The 25052-nt window shown below is 67.1% G+C and carries 23 protein-coding genes; 9 read left to right on the top strand and 14 right to left on the bottom strand.

The features are described from left to right. Positions 1–199: 199 nt before the first annotated feature. From HLH35_RS06920 to HLH35_RS06900, 5 genes are all read right to left on the bottom strand, one after another. Positions 200–1396 carry an MFS transporter gene (locus HLH35_RS06920; protein ID WP_246384925.1) on the bottom strand — a complete coding sequence of 399 codons (1197 nt, stop codon included), beginning with the start codon at positions 1394–1396 and terminating at the stop codon, positions 200–202. Between the two features lie 763 nt (positions 1397–2159). Next, entirely contained in the window at positions 2160–2360 is a 201-nt protein-coding gene (locus HLH35_RS06915; RefSeq protein ID WP_182978434.1) for a hypothetical protein, read from the bottom strand. Positions 2361–2468: 108 nt separating this feature from the next. After that, the gene (nagB, locus tag HLH35_RS06910) at positions 2469–3236 is read right to left on the bottom strand and encodes a glucosamine-6-phosphate deaminase (RefSeq protein ID WP_246384904.1); all 768 of its coding nucleotides are present in this window, start codon (positions 3234–3236) and stop codon (positions 2469–2471) included. Positions 3237–3261: 25 nt separating this feature from the next. After that, positions 3262–4023, bottom strand: a complete 762-nt coding sequence (locus HLH35_RS06905; RefSeq protein WP_246384903.1) for a GntR family transcriptional regulator — start codon at positions 4021–4023, stop codon at positions 3262–3264. Between the two features lie 7 nt (positions 4024–4030). Beyond that, complete coding sequence (locus tag HLH35_RS06900) at positions 4031–4957, bottom strand: N-acetylmuramic acid 6-phosphate etherase (protein ID WP_182978433.1); 927 nt, start codon at positions 4955–4957, stop codon at positions 4031–4033. A 148-nt stretch (positions 4958–5105) separates the two neighbouring features. Here HLH35_RS06900 and HLH35_RS06895 point away from each other — a divergent pair, with 148 nt between their 5' ends. Genes HLH35_RS06895 through HLH35_RS06885 form a run of 3 tightly spaced genes read left to right on the top strand, consistent with a single transcriptional unit; the run spans position 5106 to position 8801 of the window. Next, positions 5106–6572: a sodium:solute symporter gene (locus HLH35_RS06895; protein ID WP_182978432.1), complete on the top strand. Its 1467-nt coding sequence runs from the start codon at positions 5106–5108 to the stop codon at positions 6570–6572. Further along, positions 6569–7834, top strand: coding sequence for an exo-beta-N-acetylmuramidase NamZ family protein (locus HLH35_RS06890; protein WP_182978431.1), 1266 nt, complete (start codon positions 6569–6571; stop codon positions 7832–7834). The genes HLH35_RS06895 and HLH35_RS06890 overlap by 4 nt, the downstream gene beginning before the upstream one ends. Positions 7835–7847: 13 nt before the next feature. Then, on the top strand, positions 7848–8801 hold the full coding sequence (locus tag HLH35_RS06885; protein WP_182978430.1) for an N-acetylglucosamine kinase: 954 nt from the start codon (positions 7848–7850) through the stop codon (positions 8799–8801). A 6-nt stretch (positions 8802–8807) separates the two neighbouring features. Here the strand turns inward: HLH35_RS06885 and HLH35_RS06880 are convergent, their stop codons facing one another. The 3 genes from HLH35_RS06880 to HLH35_RS06870 are packed head-to-tail and all read right to left on the bottom strand — an operon-like array spanning position 8808 to position 12525. Next, positions 8808–9944, bottom strand: a complete 1137-nt coding sequence (locus HLH35_RS06880; RefSeq protein ID WP_182978489.1) for a serine hydrolase domain-containing protein — start codon at positions 9942–9944, stop codon at positions 8808–8810. Between the two features lie 31 nt (positions 9945–9975). Continuing rightward, a complete protein-coding gene (locus HLH35_RS06875; RefSeq protein WP_182978429.1) occupies positions 9976–11277 on the bottom strand; it encodes a serine hydrolase domain-containing protein in 1302 nt (433 codons plus the stop codon). A 21-nt stretch (positions 11278–11298) separates the two neighbouring features. Then, positions 11299–12525, bottom strand: a complete 1227-nt coding sequence (locus tag HLH35_RS06870) for an FAD-dependent oxidoreductase (protein WP_182978428.1) — start codon at positions 12523–12525, stop codon at positions 11299–11301. A gap of 318 nt (positions 12526–12843) precedes the next feature. On the opposite strand from HLH35_RS06870, the gene HLH35_RS06865 reads away from it, so the two are divergent. Beyond that, positions 12844–15804 (top strand): TonB-dependent receptor plug domain-containing protein, encoded by a 2961-nt coding sequence (locus HLH35_RS06865; protein WP_246384902.1) that lies wholly within the window; start codon positions 12844–12846, stop codon positions 15802–15804. 68 nt (positions 15805–15872) lie between these two features. On the opposite strand, the gene HLH35_RS06860 is transcribed toward HLH35_RS06865, so the two are convergent. Together HLH35_RS06860 and HLH35_RS06855 are read right to left on the bottom strand one after the other, a co-directional pair. Beyond that, the gene (locus HLH35_RS06860; protein ID WP_182978427.1) at positions 15873–16442 is read right to left on the bottom strand and encodes a hypothetical protein; all 570 of its coding nucleotides are present in this window, start codon (positions 16440–16442) and stop codon (positions 15873–15875) included. A 9-nt stretch (positions 16443–16451) separates the two neighbouring features. Further along, on the bottom strand, positions 16452–16811 hold the full coding sequence (locus HLH35_RS06855; RefSeq protein WP_182978426.1) for a hypothetical protein: 360 nt from the start codon (positions 16809–16811) through the stop codon (positions 16452–16454). Between the two features lie 86 nt (positions 16812–16897). On the opposite strand from HLH35_RS06855, the gene zigA reads away from it, so the two are divergent. The 3 genes from zigA (at position 16898) to HLH35_RS06840 (ending at position 19452) form a co-directional block, all read left to right on the top strand. Beyond that, positions 16898–18127 carry a zinc metallochaperone GTPase ZigA gene (gene zigA, locus HLH35_RS06850; RefSeq protein ID WP_182978425.1) on the top strand — a complete coding sequence of 410 codons (1230 nt, stop codon included), beginning with the start codon at positions 16898–16900 and terminating at the stop codon, positions 18125–18127. A 312-nt stretch (positions 18128–18439) separates the two neighbouring features. Beyond that, positions 18440–18889: a GNAT family N-acetyltransferase gene (locus tag HLH35_RS06845; protein ID WP_182978424.1), complete on the top strand. Its 450-nt coding sequence runs from the start codon at positions 18440–18442 to the stop codon at positions 18887–18889. Next, a complete protein-coding gene (locus tag HLH35_RS06840) occupies positions 18886–19452 on the top strand; it encodes an isochorismatase family protein (protein WP_182978423.1) in 567 nt (188 codons plus the stop codon). The genes HLH35_RS06845 and HLH35_RS06840 overlap by 4 nt, the downstream gene beginning before the upstream one ends. A gap of 51 nt (positions 19453–19503) precedes the next feature. Here HLH35_RS06840 and HLH35_RS06835 read toward each other — a convergent pair whose 3' ends face one another. Both HLH35_RS06835 and HLH35_RS06830 read right to left on the bottom strand, forming a co-directional pair. Continuing rightward, positions 19504–19686: a DUF1272 domain-containing protein gene (locus tag HLH35_RS06835; RefSeq protein ID WP_246384923.1), complete on the bottom strand. Its 183-nt coding sequence runs from the start codon at positions 19684–19686 to the stop codon at positions 19504–19506. 1 nt (position 19687) lies between these two features. Further along, on the bottom strand, positions 19688–20089 hold the full coding sequence (locus tag HLH35_RS06830) for a rhodanese-like domain-containing protein (RefSeq protein ID WP_182978421.1): 402 nt from the start codon (positions 20087–20089) through the stop codon (positions 19688–19690). Positions 20090–20165: 76 nt separating this feature from the next. Between HLH35_RS06830 and ftrA the strand changes: the two genes are divergently transcribed. Together ftrA and HLH35_RS06820 are read left to right on the top strand one after the other, a co-directional pair. Next, on the top strand, positions 20166–21152 hold the full coding sequence (gene ftrA / locus HLH35_RS06825) for a transcriptional regulator FtrA (RefSeq protein WP_246384901.1): 987 nt from the start codon (positions 20166–20168) through the stop codon (positions 21150–21152). 178 nt (positions 21153–21330) lie between these two features. Continuing rightward, a complete protein-coding gene (locus HLH35_RS06820; protein WP_182978420.1) occupies positions 21331–23004 on the top strand; it encodes a glycoside hydrolase family 32 protein in 1674 nt (557 codons plus the stop codon). Between the two features lie 6 nt (positions 23005–23010). Here HLH35_RS06820 and HLH35_RS06815 read toward each other — a convergent pair whose 3' ends face one another. Next, entirely contained in the window at positions 23011–24270 is a 1260-nt protein-coding gene (locus tag HLH35_RS06815; RefSeq protein WP_182978419.1) for a class I SAM-dependent methyltransferase, read from the bottom strand. Positions 24271–24321: 51 nt separating this feature from the next. After that, positions 24322–24975 carry an oxygen-insensitive NAD(P)H nitroreductase gene (nfsB, locus tag HLH35_RS06810; RefSeq protein WP_246384900.1) on the bottom strand — a complete coding sequence of 218 codons (654 nt, stop codon included), beginning with the start codon at positions 24973–24975 and terminating at the stop codon, positions 24322–24324. Positions 24976–25052 lie beyond the last annotated feature (77 nt).

Here is a 25052-nt window from a genome sequence, read left to right as displayed (position 1 = left end):
TTTATAACGAATCCGAAAGGAGCTGCGCCAATACTATTTATGTCTCATCTCATCGCGTCTCGTTATGACCCTGCGCGATCGGTGCCTCCATAGACGAAGACGGCAATCCTTCCTCCGCTCCAGTCGGCGCGACAAGACGGCGATATCGATTGCACGACTGAAATAAGCGACCGATCCTGAACCGGATTTCGTCGCCGCCTCACGTCGGCGATTCGGTCCACCTCGTAATGATCGGACTCCTGATCAGGAACAGCGAGGTCAGGCCCGCAATCATCAGACCGCCAGCGCACATGAACCAGGCGATGTCGAAATTGCCCGTGCCGCTGACGATATAACCGGTGACAATCGGCGCACAGAGACCGAAAATATTGCTGAATGTCAGCGTGATCCCCGTCGTCGTCCCGATTTTTGTTCCATCGTCCAGCAGATCGGTCAAAAGCGCGGTATTGGCCCCGCTTCCGGCAATCATGCCCGCCAGTCCGACGGACATAATGACGAGCGCGGTCGTTTCGCTGTTTGTAAACGGCAACAGCCCGACCGTGGCGCCCAGTGTCATGCATGGAAACACGATGAATCGCCGCCACGTCGGCCTGTCCTCGCGCGGCGCGATCATGCGCTCAAGCACATGCCCAAGTACAACGGCCCCCAGAGCCGCGCTGACATAACAGATCGCGCTGCTGGCACCCGAATTGAGCGTCGATTCATGAAATCTGTGGATGAAATAGACCGGAAGCCACGAAATGACGAGAAAATTGAAATAATTCGCCATGCATTGCGGAATGACGATCGCGTAAAATGATGTGTTACGAAACAGACAACGGACTTGAGCAAGCGACATGCGCCGCCGGGCCGGCCTATGTCCATGCGCCGCCCCGTCCTGCTTCGGGCTGCGATAGACCAGCCACCAGCATGCAGCCCATAGAATCCCGACCAGGCCCAGAACAACGAACTCCGCCCGCCAGCCATATCGGGCGATCATGAAGGCGCCGGCCAGCGTGCCGACAGCAAGACCCGCCTGTTGCCCGGTCAGCAACATGGTGGATACCGATCCCCGCTCACGCGGACGCGCCCATATCCGCAATACGCTGTTGCCGATGCCGAAGGTGGGGGACTCACCGACGCCCAGGAAGACGCGCGTCACAACGAACTGCCCGACGCCCTGCACCGCCCCACCGATCATCATCGCAAACGACCAGAAGGCGACGGAAAGAGTCCCCATCAACCGGGGCCCCACGACATCGAGCACGATGGACGATGGCAGGTTCAAAAGAAAATAGGACCAGAGAAAGCTGGACGAAAGCCAGCCCAGCTCCACGACGCCAAGATGGAATTCCCCGCCCAGAGCCGGCATCGCAATGGAGAGCGCCGCCCGATCCGCATAACTGATCGTGTACATCAGGAAAACAAGAAGGAAGACGATATAGCGATAGGAAGCGGACGCCTCTCGCGTATCCTTCAGGAAAGGTGCGACGGAAACCGACGGGATTCCAATGAGATCTTCCTGTCTTTTCTCTGAGATCATCGCAATCAGGGACTCCGGTTGCCGTCGAATGTCAGAACAGGCCACGCCGAACACGCCGACGTTTCCCAGGGAATCGATACACGCCCACCCACCACCGCTGCATCATGAAGATGGCCGGGCACCGCGATTCAGGATCGCTTGATCACTTATCCCGATACTTACGACGCATTCTCAATCTATCGATCCATTTCGAATTGTTTCGAAAAAGTATCCATTCCCTCCGCGCAACACTGCGGGGCATACGGTCCATCATGCCAGGACGGATGAGCACACCGGTCCGCCATACACAGGCTTCGACCCACGCGATCCACCTGCTTTGCCGAGCCATTATTACAATATCGATTTAAGATTGCCCGCGGTAATAGCACTTTACGTCATCGCCATAGCAAACGCCTATGACTGGGGCGTCTGTAGGCAACCAACTCTCCGCCAGGGCATAGTGTGGTTCCGTATAGTCCTGAAAATAATTCGACTTCAGAACACTATTGAAGACATATGGCCCACGTGGAACGCGCCTTGCCCCGCTTTTTATCCGGCAGAACCGTCGCGGTGCGATCGGCGGTTTTTCGCCACATTGATCGAGAACGTCGCGCGATCGACGGTCGACCGGAAACCGATCTCGCCAGACCGATGCCCCCTACCCGGCCATGATCTCCGGCGCCTTCCTCGCTGACATGGCGTATGATGCCGACAGGCCGGTCAGCACGCTGACGCAGCGCGGCATACAGCATACAAGACACGACAGGGTCATCGGCAGCCCGCTCGGCGCGGTATTGAGCGCGGCCGCCGCATCGGGTACAGCCTGCGCGGGCATCAGGGCAACGGGCTGAACGGACATGGCATCGACCTTCGCGTCCCCCTTCAAAGGGGCCGGATGGTGGGCGATGCCCGCGCCCGATGGGCTTTTCTATCATGTGGGTGGTTTTCCACATAAACGGAAACGCCATTACCCGCCCGAACGCAACAGCCCCGCCGCCTCTTCGTCCAGAATCACCGTGCAGGCCGGATGCTGCCGCAGGGCAGAGGCGCTGACCATCGGCGTCACCGGTCCGTCCAGGGCATCGCGCACGATCCGCGCCTTGGCCGCACCGGTTGCCACCATCAACAGGCGCCTTGCATCCAGGATCGTGCCCACCCCCATGGTCAGGGCCCGGCGCGGCACATCCTGCCAGCGATCGTCGAACATCTCCGCATTCTGCCGACGCGTCGTCTCATCCAGTTCGACCAGCCGCGTGCGAGTGGCGAAGTCCGACGGCGGCTCGTTGAAACCGATATGCCCCGTCAGCCCGATGCCCAGAAGCTGCAAGCCGATACCACCCGCCGCGCGAATGGCATCTTCATAGGCCCGGCATTCACGCTCCGGGTCGGGCGCCGCACCGTCGGGCACGCGCGTCCGCTCCGGCGCGATATCGACATGCCGGAAAAGCCGTTCACGCATATAGGCATGGTACGATCGCGGATCGTCCGGCGCGATGGGATAATATTCGTCCAGATTGAAGCTCCGGCACCGCGCGAACGACAGCCCGTTGCGATGCATTCCGACCAGCACATGATAGATCGCCTCCATCGTGCGGCCGGTGGCCAGGCCCAGCACCGGCTCCGGCGTGCCGCGCATATAGGCGGCGATCCGCGCGGCCGCCTCGCGGCACGCCGCCATGGCATCGGGGGCCACCACGATGTCCATGCGCCCCTGTTCGGCCACGACATGTCGCATTCCGCTTTCCTTCCGCACCAGCCGCTCAATCCCCGGCGCGATCTGTCCTGAGTTCGACGACGAAATCGTACAGATCGGCCCGATAGGCCGAAAACGTGACTTCCAGCAGCCGCCCGTCGGCCAAGAAAGACCGCCGTTCGATCCGCAGGATGGGACTGGGGCGCGCCAGCCCCAGCAATTCGGCTTCCCGCGCGTCGACCAGCCCGGCCCGGATGCGCTGGAGGGCCCGGACCGGATACAGATCCCGCGCCTTCAGCGCGGCATAGAACGACTCGCTCACCGCTTCCGGCGCGGGCAGGTCGTCCCGTGCCACGATGGCGGTCTCGATCGCCATCGGCTCACCGTCGGCGGTCCGGATGCGCTTCAACCGCGACAGCGCGGTACCCGGTGCCACCCCCAGCGCCATGGCCTCGTCCGGGCTGGCCTGCGCCACACCCCGTTCCAGCCAGACCGACCCCGGCATCCGCCCCCGCGCACGCATGTCTTCGGAAAACCCCAGCAGGGCGGTCAGCGGCTGCTCGATCCGGCCGGAAACAAAGGTCCCGGCCCCCGGCCGCTGGATCAGGCGACCGGTCTCGACCAGCCGCTCCAGCGCCTTGCGCACGGTCACACGGGATACACCCGTCATGTCCGCCAGTTCGCGCTCGGGCGGCACCGCATCGCCCTGGCACAGCGCCCCGCTCCGGATCAGCCGGCTCAACCCGGCTTCGAGTTGCAGATAAAGCGGCTGGCGGCTGTCCGGGTCCGGCGCCAGGCCGCGAAACATGCCGTCGTCGGCGTGGCCCATCGCGTCCTCAGCCACCCGTGGGGACGACGGACGGCAGGATGCGCCGCAGGTCGCCCCCATTGCGGTCCAGCGCCTGCTCGGCTTCGTCGGGCGTCATGCCGGCACGGACCAGCACGGCGCGCTTGACGTTGCCGCCCGTCGCCACCAGCGCCGCGCGAACCTCGTCATCCGACCCGCCGGCCAGATCGGCCACCATCCGCGCGGCCCGGCGGTCCAGCTTCGCGTTCATCACGCGCATATCGACCATCCGCCCGCGATAGGCATGGCCCAGCCGGATCATCAGCGCGGTGGACAGCAGGTTCAGCGTCGCCTTCTGCGCCGTGCCGGCCTTCAGCCGCGTCGAACCGGCAATCGCCTCCGGCCCCGTGACGGTCACGATGCCGTATTCCGCCTCGCGCAGCAGCCGCCCCGTCGCGTTGCAGCTTATGCCCACCGTCAGCGCACCGCATTCCCGCGCGGCGGCGACGGCGGCACAGGTATAGGGCGTCCCCCCGCTGGCGGCGATGCCGAACACCACGTCCCGCGCGTCCGGCGCGTGGGCCAGCAGCTCGGCCCGGCCGGTATCCTCGCGATCCTCGGCGCCCTCGGCGGCCTGAAAGATCGCCTGCGGCCCGCCGGCCAGCAGCAGCACCAGCCGTTCCGCCGGCCAGCCGAAGGTCGGCCCCAGCTCGACACCGTCCTGCAGCCCGATCCGCCCCGAGGTCCCGGCACCGACATAGACCAGCCGCCCACCCTGTCGCAGGCGCGGCAGGGCGGCATCCACCACCGCCTCGATCTCCGGCACCGCCGCGCGCACGGCCGCCGTCGCCGCCATCTGCGCCTCGGCCAGCGCGTCCAGCACGGACCGGACCGGCCAGATGTCGATATCGGCATAGCGCGGGTCCCGCTGCTCGGTCCCGGTGGTGGGGATGGCGGGCCGGTCGGTCTCGGTCATGGCGGGTCCTGCGGGCGGTTGAACAGGCCCCTCTCATAACGCCAGGACAATACCATTGCAAAACCAATTTTCCTATGGTTCTGTTCTGGTATTGACCGCACGCGCCGCACCCCGACGCGGGCGGACGCCAGGAACGCCCGGGAACGCCATGTCAACGCTCGATCTTCTGGTGATGGGCCTTTACCTCGCCGCCCTGCCGCTGCTGACATTGTGGATGGCGGGGCGGCAGAAAACCGCCCAATCCTATCTCGGCGCCACGCACGACCTGCCCTGGTGGGGCATCTGCCTGTCGCTGGTCGCCACCGAGACCTCCACCCTCACCGTCGTCAGCGTGCCCGGCGTGGCCTTCCATCGCGGCATGGTCTTCGTCGGGCTGGCGATCGGCTACCTGATGGGGCGCTACCTGGTCGCATGGCTGCTGCTGCCACGCTACCTTGCGGGGGGCATGCGCACGCCCTACCAGTTCCTGGGCCAGCGCTTCGGCGCGCCGATGCAGCGCGCGGTGTCCCTGACCTTCCTGGTCACCCGGGTGATCGGCGAGGCCGTGCGGCTGCTGGCCGGCACGCTGCCACTGGCCATGCTGCTGGCGGCCTTCCACCTGCCCCACGGCCCCCTGGCCATCATGGGCGCGCTGATGGCGATGACGCTGCTCTATACGGTGTTCGGCGGGCTCAAGGCCGTCATCTGGTCCGACGTCATCCAGTTCTGCACCTACCTGCTGGGCGCGATCCTCTGCGCCGTCGTCATCTGGCACGGGCTCGGCCCCGGCACAGTCGCCGACCTGGCGCATGCGGGGCGTTTCCACCTGTTCGACCACGGCACGGCGCTGCTGGCCGACCCGTTCGCCCCGGCCTCGGCCCTCATCGGCGGCGCGGTCATGGCCATGGCGTCGCACGGCACCGACCATCTGATGGTGCAGCGCATCCTGGCCGCCCGCAGCCTGCGCGACGCAAGGCTGGCGCTGGTCGCCAGCGCACTGGTGGTCGGGCTGCTGTTCGGCGCGCTGTCGCTGCTGGGCATCCTGCTGTCGGCCCCCCAGGCAGGCGGCGCGGCCTACCACGCCCTGCGCGGCGACGACATCTTCCCGTATTACATCGTCCACGATGCCCCGGCCGGCCTGTCCGGCCTGCTGGTCGCGGGCATCCTCAGCGCCACCATGGGCTCGCTGTCCTCGACGCTCAACGCCCTGACCAGCGCGGCGATGACCGATTTCCCGGCGCAGTGCCGGCGCGTGGCCGGCGCCCTGGGCCTGGGCGACCTGTCGCTGGCCCGCTGGCTGACCTGCTTCTGGGCGGTGCTGCTGATCGCCGTGGCGCAATCCTTCGGCCAGGGCGCCACCTCGCTGGTCGTGTTCGGCCTGTCGGTCGGTGCCTATGCCTACGGCCCCATGCTGGGCGCCTTCCTGTTCGGCCTGGTCGCGCGCCACACCGACAGCCGCGCCGTCATGACCGCTTACGGCGCGACGCTGGCCGCCGTGGCCCTGGCCGAATTCCAGCTCCGCCCCGGCGGGCAGGCCATCAGCTTCGCATGGATCGTCCCGCTGGGCGTCGTCCTGTTCTTCTGCTTCGCCACTCTCGCTTCCGGCTTCAGACGCTTCCAGAAGGCCACCCCATGACCACAACCCGCCGGACGGCCCTTGCCGGCCTGGGCGCCGGCGCACTGGCCGCCGCCATGCCCCGCACCCACGCACGGGCCGATGCCCCAGGCGCCCCCTCCCGCCCGGTCACGACCGGCTTCGAACGGCTGCGCGCCGACGGCTATCGCCTGCTGGCGGGGCACAAGGTGGGGCTGGTCGCCAACCCGACCAGCACCGACCGCACCCTGCGCCATATCGCCGACATCCTGCACGCCGCACCCGGCATCCAGCTTCAGGCGATCTTCGGGCCGGAACACGGGTTTCGCGGCTCGGCCCCCGCCGGCGCGTCCGAACCCCGCACCACCGACCCGGCCACCGGCATCACCGTCTTCGACATCTACAACACGTCCGGCGCCCCGCTGGAGCGCATTCTCCAGACATCGGGCATCGACCTGCTGCTGTTCGACATCCAGGATGTCGGCGCGCGCTTCTACACCTATGCCTCGACATTGTACGACGTCATGGCGGCCTGCGCGCGGCTGGCCATTCCCGTCATCGTGCTGGACCGCCCCAATCCCATCGGCGCGCAGGCGCCCTCCGGCCCGGTCCTGCAACCGGCCCAGGCCTCCTTCATCGGCCGGGCGCCGATCGCCCTGCAACATGCCATGACGATGGGCGAGCTGGCGCTGTTCTTCCACCGTTACTGCCTGCACCCCGCCGGCGATCCGCCGCGCGTGGTGACGATGGGCGGCTGGTCGCGCACCCTGTTCTTCGACCAGACCGGCCTGCCCTGGATCGCCCCCAGCCCCAACATGCCGACGCTCGAAACCGCCATCGCCTATCCCGGCACCTGCCTGTTCGAAGGCACGGTCCTGTCGGTCGGGCGCGGCACGGCGCTGCCGTTCCTGCAACTGGGCGGACCGGAAGTCGACGCCCGCCCATGGGTCGACGCCCTGCGCCAGGCCGATCTGCCCGGCCTGGCCATCCGCGAAACCTGGTTCACCCCCAGCAGTTCCGTCGACCGCGACCGACTGGTCCATGGACTGAACCTGGTCATTACCGACCGCCGGCGCTTCGACGCGCTGGCCACCGGCCTCGCCCTGCTCTGCGCGGCCCGCCCGCTCTGCCAGGGCCCGCTATGGCGCGGCACCGGCCGGACCGCCGACCTGCTGTTCGGCACCGACAGCATCCGCCACGCCATCGATGCCGGCACCGCCCCGCGCGCGATCATCGCGAGCTGGCAGGGCGACCTGGCGGATTTCGAACGCCGCCGCCGCACCGTCCTGCTCTACCATTCCTGACCGGACACCGATCATGACCTGCATTCTCGCCGTGGATGCCGGGGGCACCCGCACCCAGGCTGCCCTGGTGACGCGCGCGGGCCTCGTCCCGTCCCGGCGCGAGGGCGCGGGGGCCAACGCTTTCGACCGGCCGGACTGGCTGGACAATCTGCACGCCACCCTCGCCCCGTTGCTGGCGGCATCCCCCCAGGCCCTGGTCCTCGGCCTGGCCGGCTTCAGCAGCCGGCGCCCGTCCTCCGCCGCCCAGTCCCGCGCCCTGGCGGACTGGACCGCACCCCTGCCGACGCAATTATGCAGCGATGCCGACATCGCGCTGGACGGTGCGCTGGGCGGCCAACCGGGCATCCTCGCCCTGTCGGGAACCGGATCGATCGTCCTGGCGCGCGCCGCCGACGGCACCACGCTACGGGTGGGCGGCTGGGGCTATCTGCTGGGCGACGAGGGCAGCGGCTACGCCATCGGCCGCGACGCGATGCGGCATCTGACGCAATGGATCGATGCCGGCCCGCCAGCCGACGACCCGCCGGATGTGCATCGTCTCGCCCGGCGCCTGGCCCAACGGCTGGGCATCACCCCCACGCCGGACGGCCTGCTGGAATGGCTGCGCGGACAGCCCCATCCCCGCTCCGCCATCGCCGCCCAGGCCGCCTTCGTCGCCACCTGCGCCGATGAGGGCCTGCCGGAGGCGATCGCCATCCTGCACCGGGCGGCAGAGGCCTTGGCCGGACAGGTGCGCACCGCCGCCACCCGCGCCGGCCTGCCCGACGAGCCATGGAGCCATAGCGGCAGCATCTTCAACAGCCGCCCGTTCCTCGCCCATATGGAAACGACGCTGGGCACGCCTCCCCTGCCGCCGGTCCTGCCGCCACTGGGCGGCGCCGCCCTCCGCGCCGCCCGCCTGGCGGGCTGGCCGGTCACACCCGAATGGATCGCAACCCTGGCCGCCTCACTCGCCGCGCGCGCGTAATCCCGGCTATGCGATCCCCAGCGCGCGGGCGGCGGCGGTCGCCACATCATGGCGCAATTGCACGGTCTGCCGTCCATGGCTGCCATCGGGGTGCACCCGGTTGGTCAGGATCAGCACGAAACTGTCGCTGACCGGGTCCATCCACAACGAAGTGCCGGTAAAGCCGGTATGGCCGAACGAGCCGACAGGAAAGAGGTCGCCACGCGGCGTGGAATAATGGGTGGCGATGTCCCAGCCCAGCCCGCGCAGGTCGGTCCTGCCGGCCGGCTGCTGCGGCGTGGTCATCAGCACCAGCGTCTCGCGCTTCAGCGGAAAGGCGCTGGGCCGCCCGGCACGCCGGTCCAGCAGGGCCTGCGCATACAGCACCATGTCGTCGGCATCGGAAAACAGGCCGGCATGGCCGGCGACACCGCCCATGCGCCGCGCCGTCGGGTCATGGACGACGCCGCGCAGGATCGCATGGTTCTCGTCGAACTGGGTAGGCGCGATCTGCGGGATCAGCCCCGCATCGGGGCGGAAGCCGGAATGCACCATGCCCAGCGGCGCCAGGATATGCTGCGCCGCGTACCGGTCCAGCGGCTGGCCGCTCAGCGTCTCCACCAGCAGCCCCAGCGTGATGAAATTGATGTCGCTGTAGACGAACCGCTCGCCGGCCGGCCGGTCGGGCCGGGTGTCCATCACGCGGCGCACCGCCTCATCCTTGCCCTGCCAGGGGGTGGACAGTTCCAGGTCGGGCGGCAGGCCGGAATAATGGGTCAGCAGGTGGCGGATGGTGATGCCCTCCTTGCCGGCGGCGGCAAAGGCCGGCAGGCGGCGCGCCACCGGCTCGTCCAGTGCGAAGGCCCCCTGTTCCCATAGCTGCATCGCCGCCAGCGCGGTCATCGTCGGCTTGGTCAGCGACGCCATGTCGAAGCGCGTGGTCCAGCTTTGCGGTTCGGGCACCGGCAGCAGGGCCCGATGCCCATAGACGCCGCGATAGACGACGCGCCCGTCATGCCCCACCGCCGCCACCACGCCCGGCACGTCGCCACGCGCTACGGCCTCGTCCAGCAGGCGGCCGACCGGCGCGAAATCGGCCCCGCCGGGACGCGATGCGCAGCCCGCCACGCCGGTCAGGCCCAGCAGGGCGCCGCCGCGCAGCATCTCCCGCCGCGTGGGGCGGGGCAGGCGCAGGTCAGAAGGTATCGGCACGGGCAAGCACTCCAAGAATCTCTTCTTCCACACGGGTGAAGTACGAATAGCGGCCGGGCCGCGTCTCCGGATCGGACGGGTATCCGGTGGCGGCGAACAGCAGCGCGTCACCCGTCTCCGGATCGTACCACAGGCCTGAATGCAGCCCGTACGCATTGCCCAGATGGCCGCGCAGGCCGCCGCGATAACCGGGATACGGCGTGTCGCCCCGGCCGGCGGCATCGTGCTGCCCCAGCAGGCAGATGACGGACAGGCCATAGCAATCGATCGGCCCCTCGCCATCGGCCCCCGACAAGCCGTTATGCCCGTCATAGATCCAGGTCGGATGTTCCATCATCTCCACCGAGGCCGGCGACAGGATCCGCACGCCATCCAGCGTGCCCCGCTGCATCATCAGCCGCGCGATCCGCGCCATCTCGGGGATCGACACCCGCAACCCGCCCTGCGGCGAGAACAGGGTGCCATTGCTGCCCACCCGATAATGCGCCAGTTCGGCCGGCGTCCGGCCGCGCAGGGGCCGGTCATCGGCCGTCGCCACCCATCCCTGCGGCAGATGGCGATACAGAGTGGCCAGCGCGTCGGGGTCAGGCAGCGCCAGCGGGTCGTAGCCACCGGCAATGCCCGCCGGGTCCAGCACATGGGCACGCATGTAGCGGTCGAAACGCTCGCCGCTGACCCGTTCGATGATGGTGCCGACCAGCCCGTAGCAGAGATTGCAATATTCGAACCACGCACCCGGCGCCCGGCCGGCACCATGGGCGAAATGATCGCCGGTGGGGCCGGGCGGGTGCGCGGTATCGAACAGGGTCGCGATATCCTGCCCCGGCGGAATCAGATAACCGCCGGCATCGCGGATGCTCGACGTATGGTTCAGCAACATCCGCACCGTAATCGGCACCAACGGAAAATCGGGGTTGCGCAGCGCAAAGCCCAGATAGCCCGACGCATCGTCATCCAGCCGCACCCGCCCCTGTTCGACCAGCCGCATCAGGCCGATCGTGGTGACGAGTTTCGAGACCGAAGCGATCCGAAAGCGCGTCTGCGGCGTCACGGGCAGGCTATGCCCGTCCATGCGATAGCGAAATCCGCTGTAATGGCTGTAGACCATCCGGCCGCCATGCAGCCGCGCCGCCGCCAGCCCCGCCAGCGGCCGCGCCTCGCCCTGTTGCAGGACCGTCTCCAGCGCCGCGTCGGACGAATTGCCGCTGGCCGCCCCCGCACCGGCCGGCAGGGCCGCCAGGGCCAGCGACAGCCACAGGAAACGCGGAAAGGCGAAGCGGGCCATGCAGTCAGATCCTTCGTGCGATTACGGGGCGGGCGCGCCGGCGGCCTCGCCACCCACCAGCAGGGCCAGCAGGGTGGCGCAGGCGGGGGCCAGCGTGAAGCCCAGCGCCCCCTGCCCGGCATTGACCAGCAGGTTGGCACGGCCGGTATGCCCCACCACGGGCAGTCCGGTGGGCGTGGCGGGGCGAAAGCCCGCCCAGGCCTCAGCATCGTCATACGGCCCGGCATCGGGGAAACTGGCCTGCGCCAGCCGCCGCAACTGCGCGATCCGCCGGGGCGAGGCGTCATCGTCATCGGCGCCGATATCGACCATGGCGGCAATGCGAAACCGCTCGCCTAGCCGGGCATAGACCACGCGGTTATCGTAGTCGGTGACGCTGATATCGGGCGTGCCCCCGGCCCGGACCGGCAGGGTCAGACTGTATCCCTTCAGCCCATATAACGGAATATCCTCACCCACGGCACGCAGCAGCGCGCGCGTGCGCAGCCCGGCGGCAACGACGATCAGGTCGGTCTGGGGGCCGGCCTGGCCGTCGATCCGCACCGCGCAGCGATTGTCCGGCGCGGCCTCCAGCGTCGCGACGCCCCGGACATGCGTAAAATCCGGGCTGGCGGCCAGCCGTGCCAGCAGCGCGCGACAGAACAGGTGGCAGTCGGCGACTTCCTCGCCTGCGGTAAAGATTCCGCCCGCCAGCGCGCCGCGCAATGTCTCCAGCGCCGGCTCGCGCGCCACGCATTCGGCGGGCGTCAGCACCGACTGCGCATCGGGCTGCGTGATCCCCCGCGCGGCATGCGCCAGCGTGGCCGCCGTGCGGTGGACGATCATCTTGCCCGGGCGGCGCCAGCAGAATTCCTCCAGCCCCTCGGCGCGCCATGCCGTCATGACCCGCTGCGCCAGCAGGGCGATGTCCAGCAGGCGGTGCCCATGCGCGCGATTGGTTCCGGCCCGGCACGCCGCGAGAAAGGACAGCAGCCAGCGCCATTGATCCCGATCGGCGCGCAACCGCAACGATACCGGCGCACCGGGGCGCATCATCCAGGCCAGGGCCTGGCGCGGCACACCGGCATCGGCCAGCGGCGCGACGTAACGGTAGCTCAACTGCCCGCCATTGGCGAAGCTGGCGCCCTGGCCGACCTCGGAAAGCTGTTCCACCAGGCGAACTGCATGACCCTGCCGGATCAAGGCATAAGCGGTCGACAACCCGACCACACCGCCCCCGATAACCGTAACCGAACGCGCGTGCCGCATACCTCTGATCGATCCTCCCGTACCGAAACCGCGCGCCGTCGCGCGACACGGCCGAGTTCCCGCAATAGGGCGCGTCCGGGGGCAGGCACCAATTCCAATATGATGCGTGACGTTAACCCCAGGTTATTCCCGGCCCGACAGCGCCCCGAGCGGTTAACCTAACGTTATATGCCGCCGACAATTCGGCATTTGACCTGGACTGTTACGTTATCGCTTCATTCCGTTACGAAACCATGTCAGGTGGCGGCTGCTCCGTCCGTCGGCATGAATTCGTGCCGCCTCACGACGCGGCAGTCTGTTCAGGGATTCGCTTGCACCATGCCTCCATCGTTCGACAGAAAATGGCTTCTGCCGCTTCCGGCCCTCGCCGGCGCGATCGCTCTGGCCCCGGCGGCCGGTGCCGAGACGGCCGTCGGGACCCAGCCCCACGCCGCCCAGCACCGGACAGCCGCACACCATGGCGCGAACCGCTCGGCCAGACCCACGGTAGCAGCAACAGCCGCACCGGCGACGCCGGCGTCCGCCCCGGCCCCGGCAGCACGGGAGAGGCAGGCGCAGGTAGCCCGCCTGGTCGCCGCCCCGATGCCCGAGCCGTCGGCGCCGGAATCCGTGGTGGTCACGGGCTCGATGCTGCAGACCTCGAACAATTCCAACGCCAACCCGGTGCAGATCATCACCGCCAGGGATATCCAGCGCACCTCGGCCACCACCCTGTCGGACTATCTGCAACGGCTGCCCTCCATGGGCACGTCAGGCACCTATAACACGTCGACCAACGGCGGCGGCGGCATCGCCTGCCCCGATATCCGCAATCTGGGCTCCAACCGGGTGCTGGTCCTGGTCGACGGCAAGCGGCAGGTGCAGAATGGCGGGGCAGGCGGTTCCTGCGTCGATCTCAACACCATCCCCGCCTCGATGATCGAAAGCGTCGAAATCCTGAAGGATGGCGGGTCGGAACTCTACGGCGCCGACGCGGTGTCGGGCGTCATCAACGTCAAGCTGAAACACAATCTGACGACCGGCAACGTCACGCTGAAAGGCGGCCTGACCCAGTACGGCGACAACCGCACGGGCATGATCTCCGCGATCAAGGGGTTCGATTTCGACCATCATCGTGGCAACATCACGATCGGCGGCCAGTATCTCACCCAGGGCTCGATCATGCAGCGCGACCGCGCCTGGGGCTACAACCCGCAGATCAACAACCCCGCCCCCGGCGGCACCATCGTCTACGGGTCGGGCATCACCCCCACCGCCACGCCCATCGTCGGCGGGGTCGAGATGTTTCCCAACGGCAATGGCGGCTTCTCGCCGCTGACGGCGTCCGAACGGTACAATTACGGCCCGCAAGGCACGCTCTACCAGTATGTGCAAAGCTCCGCCGCAACGGGTGACACGCATTACGACGTCAACGACCACCTGACCCTGTACGCCAACGCGCGCTACACGCACAAATCCTCGCAGGCCCAGCTCTCGCCCGAACCGCTGACCGGCAGCGTCGGCGTCAACGACCTGCCGGCCGCCTTCGTCCTGCCCGCCGGCAACCCGTACAATGTCTGGGGCAACAATGTCAGCATGTACAAGCGGACGACCGAATTCGGTCCCCGCCAGTACGATTCCGCCAACGATACCTGGCAGGTCGTGGCCGGCGGCAAGGGCACCATCGTCGACAACTGGAAATACGATGCGTCCATGACCTACGGGCAGACGCAGAACACCATGCGCACCCAGGGCATGGTCAATTATGCCGACATCATGCAGGAACTGGGCGTCTCCACGGCGGGCGGCGGCGTCTCCTACAATCCGTCGGTCTGTACCAGCCAGCCGGGTTGCACGCTGTTCAACCCGTTCCAGACCTGGCCCGATTCCGCCGTCAATTATGCCAAACATACCGAAGTCGACCATGCCACCTACCAGCTCCGCGACTTCAACCTGCGCGTCAACAACAACGAGGTGGTAAAACTGCCCTATGAAGGCGGCGGCCCCATCGGCCTCGCCCTGGGCCTGGAACATCGCAGCGAACAGCTCTCCTATTACGCGGACCCCGAGGTCCAGGCCGGCAACATCGCGGGCTCCTATACCTCGTCCACCAGCGGCGGCTTCAACGCGACCGAAATCTATGGCGAAGCCAAGATCCCGCTGCTCCACAACGTGCGTTTCGCCAAGGACCTGACGATCGACGCCCAGGGCCGCTGGTCGCACTACAACACGTTCGGCAATGCCCAGAACTGGAAGACCAGCATCAACTGGGCGCCCGTGCGCGACATCCGCTTCCGCGCCACCCTGGGTACCTCCTTCCGCCAGCCCAACGTCTACGAACTCTATGGCGGCCAGTCGGTCGGCTATCCGGCGGCGGTCGATCCCTGCACCCGTCCGTCCTATTACGGCGCGGCGGCAGCGACGGTCGAGGCCAACTGCGCGCGCTACGGCGCCAACCTGGCCCACCCGTCGCAGGCCTATGCCAACCAGTTGCCGACGCTGGAAGGCGGCAACCCCAAACTGCGCCCCGAAATCGGCCGCACCTACACGTTCGGCACGGTGGTGACGCCCCGCTGGGTCCCCGGTCTCTCGGCATCGGTCGAATACTGGCACACTTCGTTGCAGAACACGATCGGCAGCGTCGGCACGCAATATATCGTCGACCAGTGCTATACCGGCTCGTCGCCGGGCTATTGCGCCGACATCTCGCCGCGTGACGCCAACGGCCAGATCACCATGGTCAACGCGACGATGCAGAATCTCGGCACGATGAACACCGACGGCATCGATTTCGACCTCGACTACCGCATCCGGCTGACCTCGCTCGACGTGCTGAGCGTTTCGAACAACTTCCAGGAACTGATCGCCTACAACGTGCGCCCCTATGCCGGCTCGCCGGTACTCAACGGCGCCGGACGGCTGTATTACGCGGGCGGCGGCGCCTATGCCGGCGCCGGCGTCGCCCATCCGCGCGTGTCCGACTACGCCACGGTCACATGGACGCACGGACCGTACAGCATCACCTACATGATGAACTATATCGGCGGCATGAAGCTCAATAACGGCTCGAAGGACCTGCTGCCCGCCTCGGCAACCTACTACAAGGTGCCGGGCATCTTCACGCAGGACATCACGCTGGGCTATCGCCTGCGCCAGTGGACGTTCCAGGCCGGCGTCAACAACCTGTTCAACAAGAACCCGCCCTTCGTCCCCGACGGCGTCATCAACACCGACCTCGCAGCCTACGGCCAGAACGTGATCGGCCGCTACGCCTTCCTCCAGGCCGGCATGGATTTCTAGCCCCGGACCAGGACCGCGCGCCGGCAACGGGCCGGCGCGCGGTTCATGCCCGTTCGCCCGCACGGCTTCTACCCGGCCACGATCTCCAGCCCCACCGCCCGCTCCCGCAGCCGGGCGAACCGCCACGCCACATGCGCCTCGCCCCAGGCAGGCACGAAGGCCAGCGCATAGGGTGAAATGCTGCTGACCAGATCGCATCCCCCCACCCGGCCCGACACCCAGTCCACCGTGCCCGCGCCATAGCAGCACAACGCCCGCAGCCGCGCGGCCGGCAACGGGTCGGCACCCGGCCACGCCGCCGGATCGCCCAGCATGACGGTCAGGCTCGTACACACCGCCAGCGTCGCCACCAGGGCCGCCGTCTGCGCGACATCCTCGACCAGAAACGCCGGATAGCGTCGCCGCAGATCGGGCCGCCGCAACGCAAGTGTCACCTCGTCCAGTGTCCCGGCAAGGGTGATGCACCCGTCCGGCAGGGCGCACGTCTCCAGCGTCTCATGCCAGACAGGCGGCACGTCCCGCGCCCACACCACCATGTCCACGCCAGACGCGGCGAGATCCACCAGACTGCCGGGCATGCTGGAGGCCCGAACGCGCGGAGCCTTCCCCATCGCCGGAGCCGGCCAGCTTTCGATCATGAACACCGCTCAAGCCGCGACCGTCACGGGCGCATCATCGGCCCCGCCGCAGGCATCGGCCGCATCGATCGTCAGCAGCAGCCGCATCCGCTCCGCCTCGGGCAATGCAGAAAGCGTCGCCAGCACCAGCGCATCGTCCAGCAGCGCCCCGGTATGCGCCGTAAACGCCCCGGCAATCCGCCGGCGAATGTCCTGAACCGTGCCCCGCGCCTGCACCAGCCGCGCCCCCTCCGTCAGATGCAGGCGCGCCGCCTCCCGCACCCGCGCCCCGGGCATGCGAGGATGCACCAGGATGGACCGTCCGGCCGTCCGGATAGCACCGCAGGATGCCAGATCGGTCAGGCGATGGCGTGTCGGGCAGGAAGACATCGGGCAGGCACCGCTCCAGCGAGTATTGATATATTATAACATACGGTCTAGAGGCCGGAAACGCAACCGCCACGGAGCATCGCGTCATGGACACCCGCCTTCCCGTCACCGTGCTGTCCGGCTTTCTGGGCGCCGGCAAGACCACGCTGCTCAACCACATCCTCAACAATCGCGAGGGCCGCAAGGTCGCGGTCATCGTCAACGACATGAGCGAGGTGAACATCGACGCCGACCTGGTCCGCAACGGCGGCGGCGACCTGTCGCGCACCGACGAAAAACTGGTCGAGATGAGCAATGGCTGCATCTGCTGCACCCTGCGCGACGACCTGCTGCACGAGGTCGGCCGCCTGGCGCGCGAAGGCCGCTTCGATTACCTGCTGATCGAATCCACCGGCATCGCCGAACCCCTGCCCGTAGCCGCAACCTTCGAATTCCGCGACGAACGGGGCAACAGCCTCAGCGACCTTGCCCGGCTGGACACGATGGTCACGGTGGTCGATGCCGCCAACCTGCTGAACGATTACGGATCGGCCGATTTCCTGCGCGACCGGGGCGAGGTCGCGGGCGACGGCGACGACCGCGCGCTGGTCGACCTGCTGGTCGAACAGATCGAATTCGCCGATGTGGTGGTCCTGAACAAGACCGGCAGCGCCACCCCGGCGCAGCGCGACGCCGCCCGCCAGATCATCCGCGCGCTGAACCCCGACGCCGACCTGATCGAAACCGACCACAGCCGGGTCGACCTCGCACGCGTGCTGAACACCGGCCGCTTCGACTATGAACGCGCCCATACGCACCCGCTCTGGTTCAAGGAACTTCACGGCCACACCGACCACGTTCCCGAAACCGAGGAATACGGCATCGGCAGCTTCGTCTACCGCGCGCGGCGCCCCTTCGTGCCGGCGGCGTTCGCCCGCTTCATCGAACAGGGCTGGCCGGGCCTGGTCCGCGCCAAGGGCTATTTCTGGCTCGCCACCCGCCCCGACTGGGTGGGCGAACTCAGCATCGCCGGCGCCCTCGCCCGCCACCAGGCCGCCGGACGCTGGTGGGCCGCGATCCCCCATCAACACTGGCCCCAGGACGAGGAATGGCGCCGCACACTCGCCCACAACTGGAACGACACATACGGCGACCGCAGGCAGGAACTGGTCTTCATCGGCACAACCATGGACCAACCCGCCATCCGCGCCGCCCTGGACGCCTGCCTCGCCCCCGAACCCGACGAGGAAACAGGGGGCAGCTTCCTCCCCCACCGCCACGCCAACCTGCCCGACCCGTTCCCCATCTGGGCCGAACAGGCAGCAGAGCCCGCCTGAGCACACCGAATCATGCCCGGACAAGTCTGCGAATACACAATGCCGGCGCGGGAAAGAGGCGCTCCACTTCGCGATGTCCGCTCACCACAAGCGGACATCTTCCCATTGCGCAAGAGGCTTTAATATGGCACGCATGAATCCATGACCCACACAGAAAATACAGCTTCACATGCCTGGTGGCGCTCCGTTCGCGGAGCGGCATAGGGTCTCTTTTCATGACTCAAGCCGCATCAGTCGGCTTGTGTTGAGTCATTTTACCAGAAACGACCAGTCAGGCTGACGATGGAGGCTTCCCAGGAGGAAACAGCCATCATGTCTCCCGGTCTCCAGGACCATTATCCCTTACCTGAGGGATACGCCTTCCGCGCAGGCGTTCCCGACGCAGAAACCTATTGCCGTCTGCGCAGAATAAGCGGTCTGACACCGCGCAGCCTGCGCGCCGCCCAGATGGGCCTGCCCCATACACTCTACGGGGTGCATGTCGTGTACGATGCTGACATCGTGGGGATGGGACGGATGATCGGCGACGGCGCGCTCTTCATCCATTTCGTCGATATCGCCGTCGATCCTGCCCATCACGGGCACGGAATCGGGTCTGCGATCGTGGGCGCTATCATGCGTCATATCCGATCCACCATTCCTGCCGAAACATATGTAAGCCTGATGGCAAATGGCGAAGCCTGGCGGCTCTACGAACGATTCGGTTTCTCGAATGTCCTGCCAGATGCAAGAGGAATGGCACTATGGATCGACAGCCAATGACAACAGCCCTTCTCATCATCGACCTCCAGCGGGCCATCCTCACAGGGCTGGCCCATGCCGATCGGCAATCGTCCATCGATGCCCGCCTCGATGCGGTCGCGGCACGATTGGGCCGGATGAAACATGCAGCGGAAGCATCGGGAATTCCCGTCATCCTCGTTCAGCATGACGGGAACGCCGGGCATCGTCTGGCGGTCGGAACGACCGGCTGGCTGTTCCGCGACGAAATCGCACCGCGCGACGATACGGTCATCGTCCACAAGCGCAGTTGCGACTCGTTCCACGACACGGACCTGAGCGAACGTCTGGCAGAGCTTGGTGTCGATCGTCTGATAATCGGCGGCTGCATGACCCAATTCTGCATCGATACCACCACACGGCGGGCCGTTTCGTTGGGCTTCGACGTGTTGTTACTCAGTGATGGTCATACAACCGCCGATTTCGGCCCACTGACTGCCGAGCAGATCGTCGATCACCACAACCGCTTGTTATCGGGGTTCGACGCAGGATCAAGAACCGTTCGCGTGGTGCCGTCGGACACGGTTCGCTTCCCGATGAACTGATACAGGGTCATCGCCCCAGTCGCAAACTGGTCAGGATACGAATTCCGCACGTCACGCCGAAGCCGACACATCGCGGATCGGCCTCCTGACCAGCTCCCCGCCACAATTCGGGCACCGATGGTCCAGCACCTCCGACGCGCAGGCCGCGCAGAAAGTACACTCGAAAGAGCAGATCATCGCCTCGGCCGATGATTGCGGAAGCACCCTGCCGCAACAGCCGCAATCGGGGCGCATCTCAAGCATGGGTACCATCCTCAAGGGCAAAACCCTCATCCAGCCAGCCCATCACACCACCAGCCATGATCTTCACCGGCCGCCCCAACCGGGCCAGACGCAGGGCCCCGCGCGCCGCGCCATTACAATGCGGCCCCGCGCAGTAAACGATGAAAACCGTCTCGTCAGGCCACATTGCCATGCGTACAGCCGTGATTTTCCCATGCGGCAGATTGATCGCCCCGCCCACATGCCCCCTGGCGAAGAGATCCGGGCTCCGCACATCAAGCAACACGAAATCGGCCTCCCCGGCCAAAGCCTCGTGCACATCCCAGCAATCGGTCTCGAACGCGAACAGCGCCGAGAAATGCGCAACGGCTTCGGCAGACGGCGCGGGCGGAACAAAGGTGACGGACGTTGCCATCGAAAGCCTCCCTGCTTCTCCCCGCCAGCATCCTTTCCCCACGCCACGCTTGCAATTGGCATAAACGACAATCATCATGCAGATCATGCCAAACACAACCGGCCCGCTGGTCGCCGCCCTGCTCTATGACGGGCTCTGCACCTTCGAATTCGGCATCGTGTCCGAAATCTTCGGCCTGCCCCGTCCCGAAATGGGGCCGGACTGGTACCGCTTCGCCAGTTGCGCCATCGAGGACGGCCCCCTGCGCGCCCATGGCGGCGTCCGCATCCTCGCCGACCACGGAGCGGAACTCCTGGACCAGGCAGACCTGATCGTCATCCCCGGCTGGAAGGGCGCCGAGGCGCCGGTCCCCCCCACACTCGTGGCCCGGCTGCGCCGCGCCCACGCGCGCGGGGCCCGCCTGGCGTCGATCTGTTCCGGCGCCTTCGTGCTGGCCGCCACCGGCCTGCTCGACGGCGCGGCGGTCACCACACACTGGCGCCACGCCCAGGCCCTGCAACGCCGCTTTCCCGCCCTCCGCGTCGACAGCACCTCGCTCTATCGCGAGACCGACCGCATCTTCACCTCCGCCGGCAGCGCCGCCGGCATCGACCTGCTGATCGAAATCGTCCGGCAGGATTACGGGCCGGCGGCCGCCAATTCCGTGGCCCGCCGCATCGTCATGCCCGCGCATCGCACCGGCGGCCAGGCGCAGTTTCTCGAACGCCCCGTCAGCCTGCGCGCCGAAGCCGATATCGCCCCCGTCCTCGACCGTGTCCGCCAGGCACTCCATCAATCCTGGCCCATCGCCCGCCTGGCCGACGAAGCCGCGATGAGCCGCCGCAGCTTCGAACGCCGCGTCGTCGCGGCCACCGGCATGCCGGCCGGCGAATGGCTGGCCACCGAACGCGTCGAAGCCGCCAAGACGCTCCTGCAGGAAACGTCACGCCCGATGGAAGACATCGCCGAAGCCGTCGGTTTCGGCAGCGTCTTCGCCCTGCGGCACCATTTCCGCAGCCGCGTCAAACTCAGCCCCAGCGAATACCGCCGCAACTTTGCCCGCCGAAAACCATCGCCAGCCTGAAAAAGACGCCCTCTTCCCCGGAACCCATATGATTTCCCTATACCGCCATATTCATCACAATATCGTAATCAATAGTGGTACATCTCTCGCATCTGTCTCGTCTTTTTACAAATGATCAGCATTCCGCCGCGCCGCTGCAACGGCCCGACCTGCGCGCGACTGACAGAAAGTGGAGTCCATGACCCGTTCCCATGCGTCCCTGCCCGCCTCCCTCGCCTGCCTGCTGCTCGGTGCCTGCACCGCAGCGCATCCGGGGCCGTCGGAAGGCAGCGCGCATGATGCGGCCCTTCCAGCGACCATGGAAGCCATCCCAACGGCCAGCTACGCCGAAAACCACCGCCCGCAATTCCATTTCTCGCCACCCGCGCACTGGATGAACGACCCGAACGGTCTGGTCTATTTCGACGGCGAGTATCATCTCTTCTACCAGCACAACCCCCGCGCCAGCCTGTGGGGGCCGATGCATTGGGGCCACGCGGTCTCGCGCGACCTGATGCATTGGCAAAACCTGCCTGTGGCCTTCGCCCCGGACGAAGACGGCGAAGCCTGGTCGGGCAGCATTGTCGTCGATGAAAGCAACAGCAGCGGCCTGGGCACCAACGGCATCCCGCCGATGGTCGCGCTTTACACGGCGCATAATCGCGCCTTCCAGGCCGCCGGCAAGGCACAGCCGGAACAGCAGAACCTGGCCTACAGCCTGGATCGCGGCCGGACCTGGCACAAATACGCAGGCAATCCCGTCCTGCCCAACCCCGGGGACCAGAAGAATTTCCGCGACCCCAAGGTCGCCTGGCACGCCGCCTCCCACCAATGGGTGATGACCCTGGCAGAAGGCGACCACACCGCCTTCTACGGCTCACCCGATCTGAAAAACTGGCACTCCCTCAGCCAGTTCGGCCAGGGACTCGGCGCCCATGGCGGCGTGTGGGAATGCCCCGACCTGTTCGCGCTGATCGTGCCGGAAAGCGGCGAGACGAAATGGGTGCTACTGCAGAGCCTCAACGCCGGCGCCCCCAATGGCGGCTCCGGCGCGCAATATTTCGTCGGCGATTTCGACGGCACACACTTCACCCCCGATTCCCGCTTCGCGGCAGACGTGCGGAAACAGGGGGCCATGTGGCTCGACTGGGGGCGGGACAATTACGCCGTCATCAGTTGGGCCGGCGTGCCGGCGACCGACGGCCGTCGCATCGCGATCGGCTGGATGGCGAACTGGGACTATGCGCGCCAGGTTCCGACCGAACAATGGCGCGGCGCCATGACCGTACCGCGCACGCTCACCCTGCACAGGCTGGCAACAGGCTACCGGCTTTTCGCCGCGCCGGTGCAGGAGCTCGCAACCCTGCACGGCGCCCCCCAAACCCTGCCCGCCCACACGATCGACGGCACGCTGAAGCTGGATATCCCCCCCGCCACCGTCAGCCAGTCGGACCTGCAACTGCACTTCGACCGCCCCACCGGGCCTGTCCGCTTCGGCCTCGTCTTCTCCAATGCGCGCGGCGAAGAACTCCGCGTCGGCTATGACGGCACGACCGGCCGCTATTTCAGCGACCGGCGCAAGGCCGCCGACCCGGCCTTCTCGCCCAAATTCGCCCCCCGGATCGACACCGCCCCACGCACCGCCACGCACCAGCCCATCACCCTGCGGCTACTGATGGACGCGGCGTCCATGGAACTCTTCGCCGATAGCGGGCAGACGGTGATGACGGAAACAATCTTTCCATCCGAACGATTCGATCGCGTCGCCCTGTTCAGCGAAGGCGGCAGCGTGCGCTTCAAGGGGGGCACCCTCTATCCCATGCGCGGCATCTGGCCGGCACCATCCTCCTCCGGCGGCCAGGACCACGATTGACACGCCCTACGCGGCAGCCCGCAGCAACAACCGGTTCAGGCTTTCCAGCACGGTAAACCCCTCGCGCCAGACCTTGAGGAACCGGGCCCGCTCCATCCCCCGCCCGGCCATCAGCCCGGCCAGCGCGCCCACGCTGCGCGCGCCGTCCACCAGCGGCAGGATCGTCCGCATCTGCGGCGGCACCGGCACCGGCACGGTCAGCGTGCCGAAGGCAAAGGGCAGGATGCCATCGGGGCTGATCTGCCGCGCCAGCTCGGCGCCGGGGATTTCCCGCATCACCGGCACCGCGTCTTCGTCGCCGCAATCGGGCGGCGCCACGCGCGCCCCCTTGCGCACTACATAGGCCACATGGGTGGCCATGTTGCCCGTCAGCGCCTCGGCCACCACGGCCCGCTCCCGCCAGCCCAGCTCCGCCACGCGCGCCCGCAGGCGCGGATTGGGCAGGAACAGCGCGGGGTCATAGCGCGCAGGCTCCATCAGGCACGTCGGCTCCAGCCCCGCCGCGTCGAGCAGGTCGAGAAAAGCGGCAATCGTATAGGCCCGGTCGCGCGGGTTCAGCAGCAGGTCGTACAACCCGGCATCACCCCCGGTCAGATGGTCGCCGAAATTGCCGTTCTGGCGCAGCCACGCCGTGGCCGGCAGCGCGGCCATCACCCGCTTGGCGGTGCCCAGCCGCTCCGCCGGCTTTTGGTCATGCGGCGCCAGAATCTCCAGCGCCTCCTGCACCATATACACGCCGGTCCGCCCATAGAGGGCATAGACCATCAGCCCCATCCCCCCGCCCGGCGCCAGCAGGCCCACCAGCCCGCGCAGCGCCGCCAGCGGATCGGGCAGATGATGCAGCACGCCACAGCAATCGATATAATCGAACGCCCCCAGATCCAGCTCACCCAGTGCAGTCAGCGAGCCCTGGACAAAGCGGATATTCCCCAGCCCCCGCGCCGCGGCCCGCGCCCGGGCAATCCCCAGCGCATGGGCCGAACGATCGACGCACACGACCTCGCCCGCCCGTCCGGCACGCGCCAGATGCGTGGCCAGCATGATCGCCCCATCCCCGGTGCCGCACCCGGCCACCAGCGCCCGCAATGGGGCCGCCTCCGGCCGGCGGGCGCCAAACACCCAGTAGTCGATCTCCCGCAGATGGCTGGGGCTGCCGATCAGCAGCCGCTTCGCCTCATCGCGCGGGTCGCGCTCGGGATAGGGATAGGCCTCATACTGGGCCGCCAGATCGGCATCGCGCGCGTCGGCGCCGGACAGGGTGGTCATGAACGCTTCCCGCACAGATAATCCAGAGACGCCCGAAGGCCGGACCGGCCGTCAGGCGCGCGAGAACACCACATCGTCCGCCAGCCGCGATTTCGGCAGTTTCGCGTTGAAATCACTCTCGGCATGATAACCCAGCGACACGATCACCGCCGGCGCCAGCCCCTTCTCCGTCAGGCAGAACGCAGCATCCAGCGCCTCGGCATCGAAACCCTCCATCGGCGTCGCATCCACCCCCAGCGCGCCGGCGGCCAACAGCAGGAAGCCCAGCGCGATATAGGCCTGCTTCTGCGTCCACATCGGCAGATCGCCCGCCTCCTCGTGCAGCGCCACATAGCCGCCCCGGGTCTTGCGCTGCCCCTCGCGGGCCTCCTCACCGGCAAAGCGGCCGTCCGCCTGCTCCTGGTCCAGCACCGCCTGCAAATGCGCCGGCGGCAGGGTCGTGCGCGCGCACAGCAGCACGACATGCGAGGCATTGAGGATCTTCGGCGCATTATAGGCAAACGGCCCCGCCGCCCCCGTGGCCACGCGCGCCTTGCCGGCCGCATCGTCGGCCACGATGAAGTGCCAGGGCTGCGCATTGACCGAGGACGGGCTGAAACGCAGCGCCGCCATCAACTGCGCCACGACATCGTCCGGCAGCCGGCGGCCGGTATCATAGGCCTTGGCCGTATAGCGATGCTTGAGAATTTCGATCAGATCCATCATCCCGCCTCATCTTCTCTCGACGGGCAGAAGGTGGGCCGCCACGGGCAACGCGGTCAAGAGGCCAGACAGCGTGACGC

Source organism: Gluconacetobacter asukensis (assembly GCF_014174375.1).
Lineage (GTDB): Bacteria > Pseudomonadota > Alphaproteobacteria > Acetobacterales > Acetobacteraceae > Gluconacetobacter > Gluconacetobacter asukensis.
Note: the sequence above shows the minus strand (reverse complement) of the source record. Positions and strands in the feature narration are given on the sequence as shown.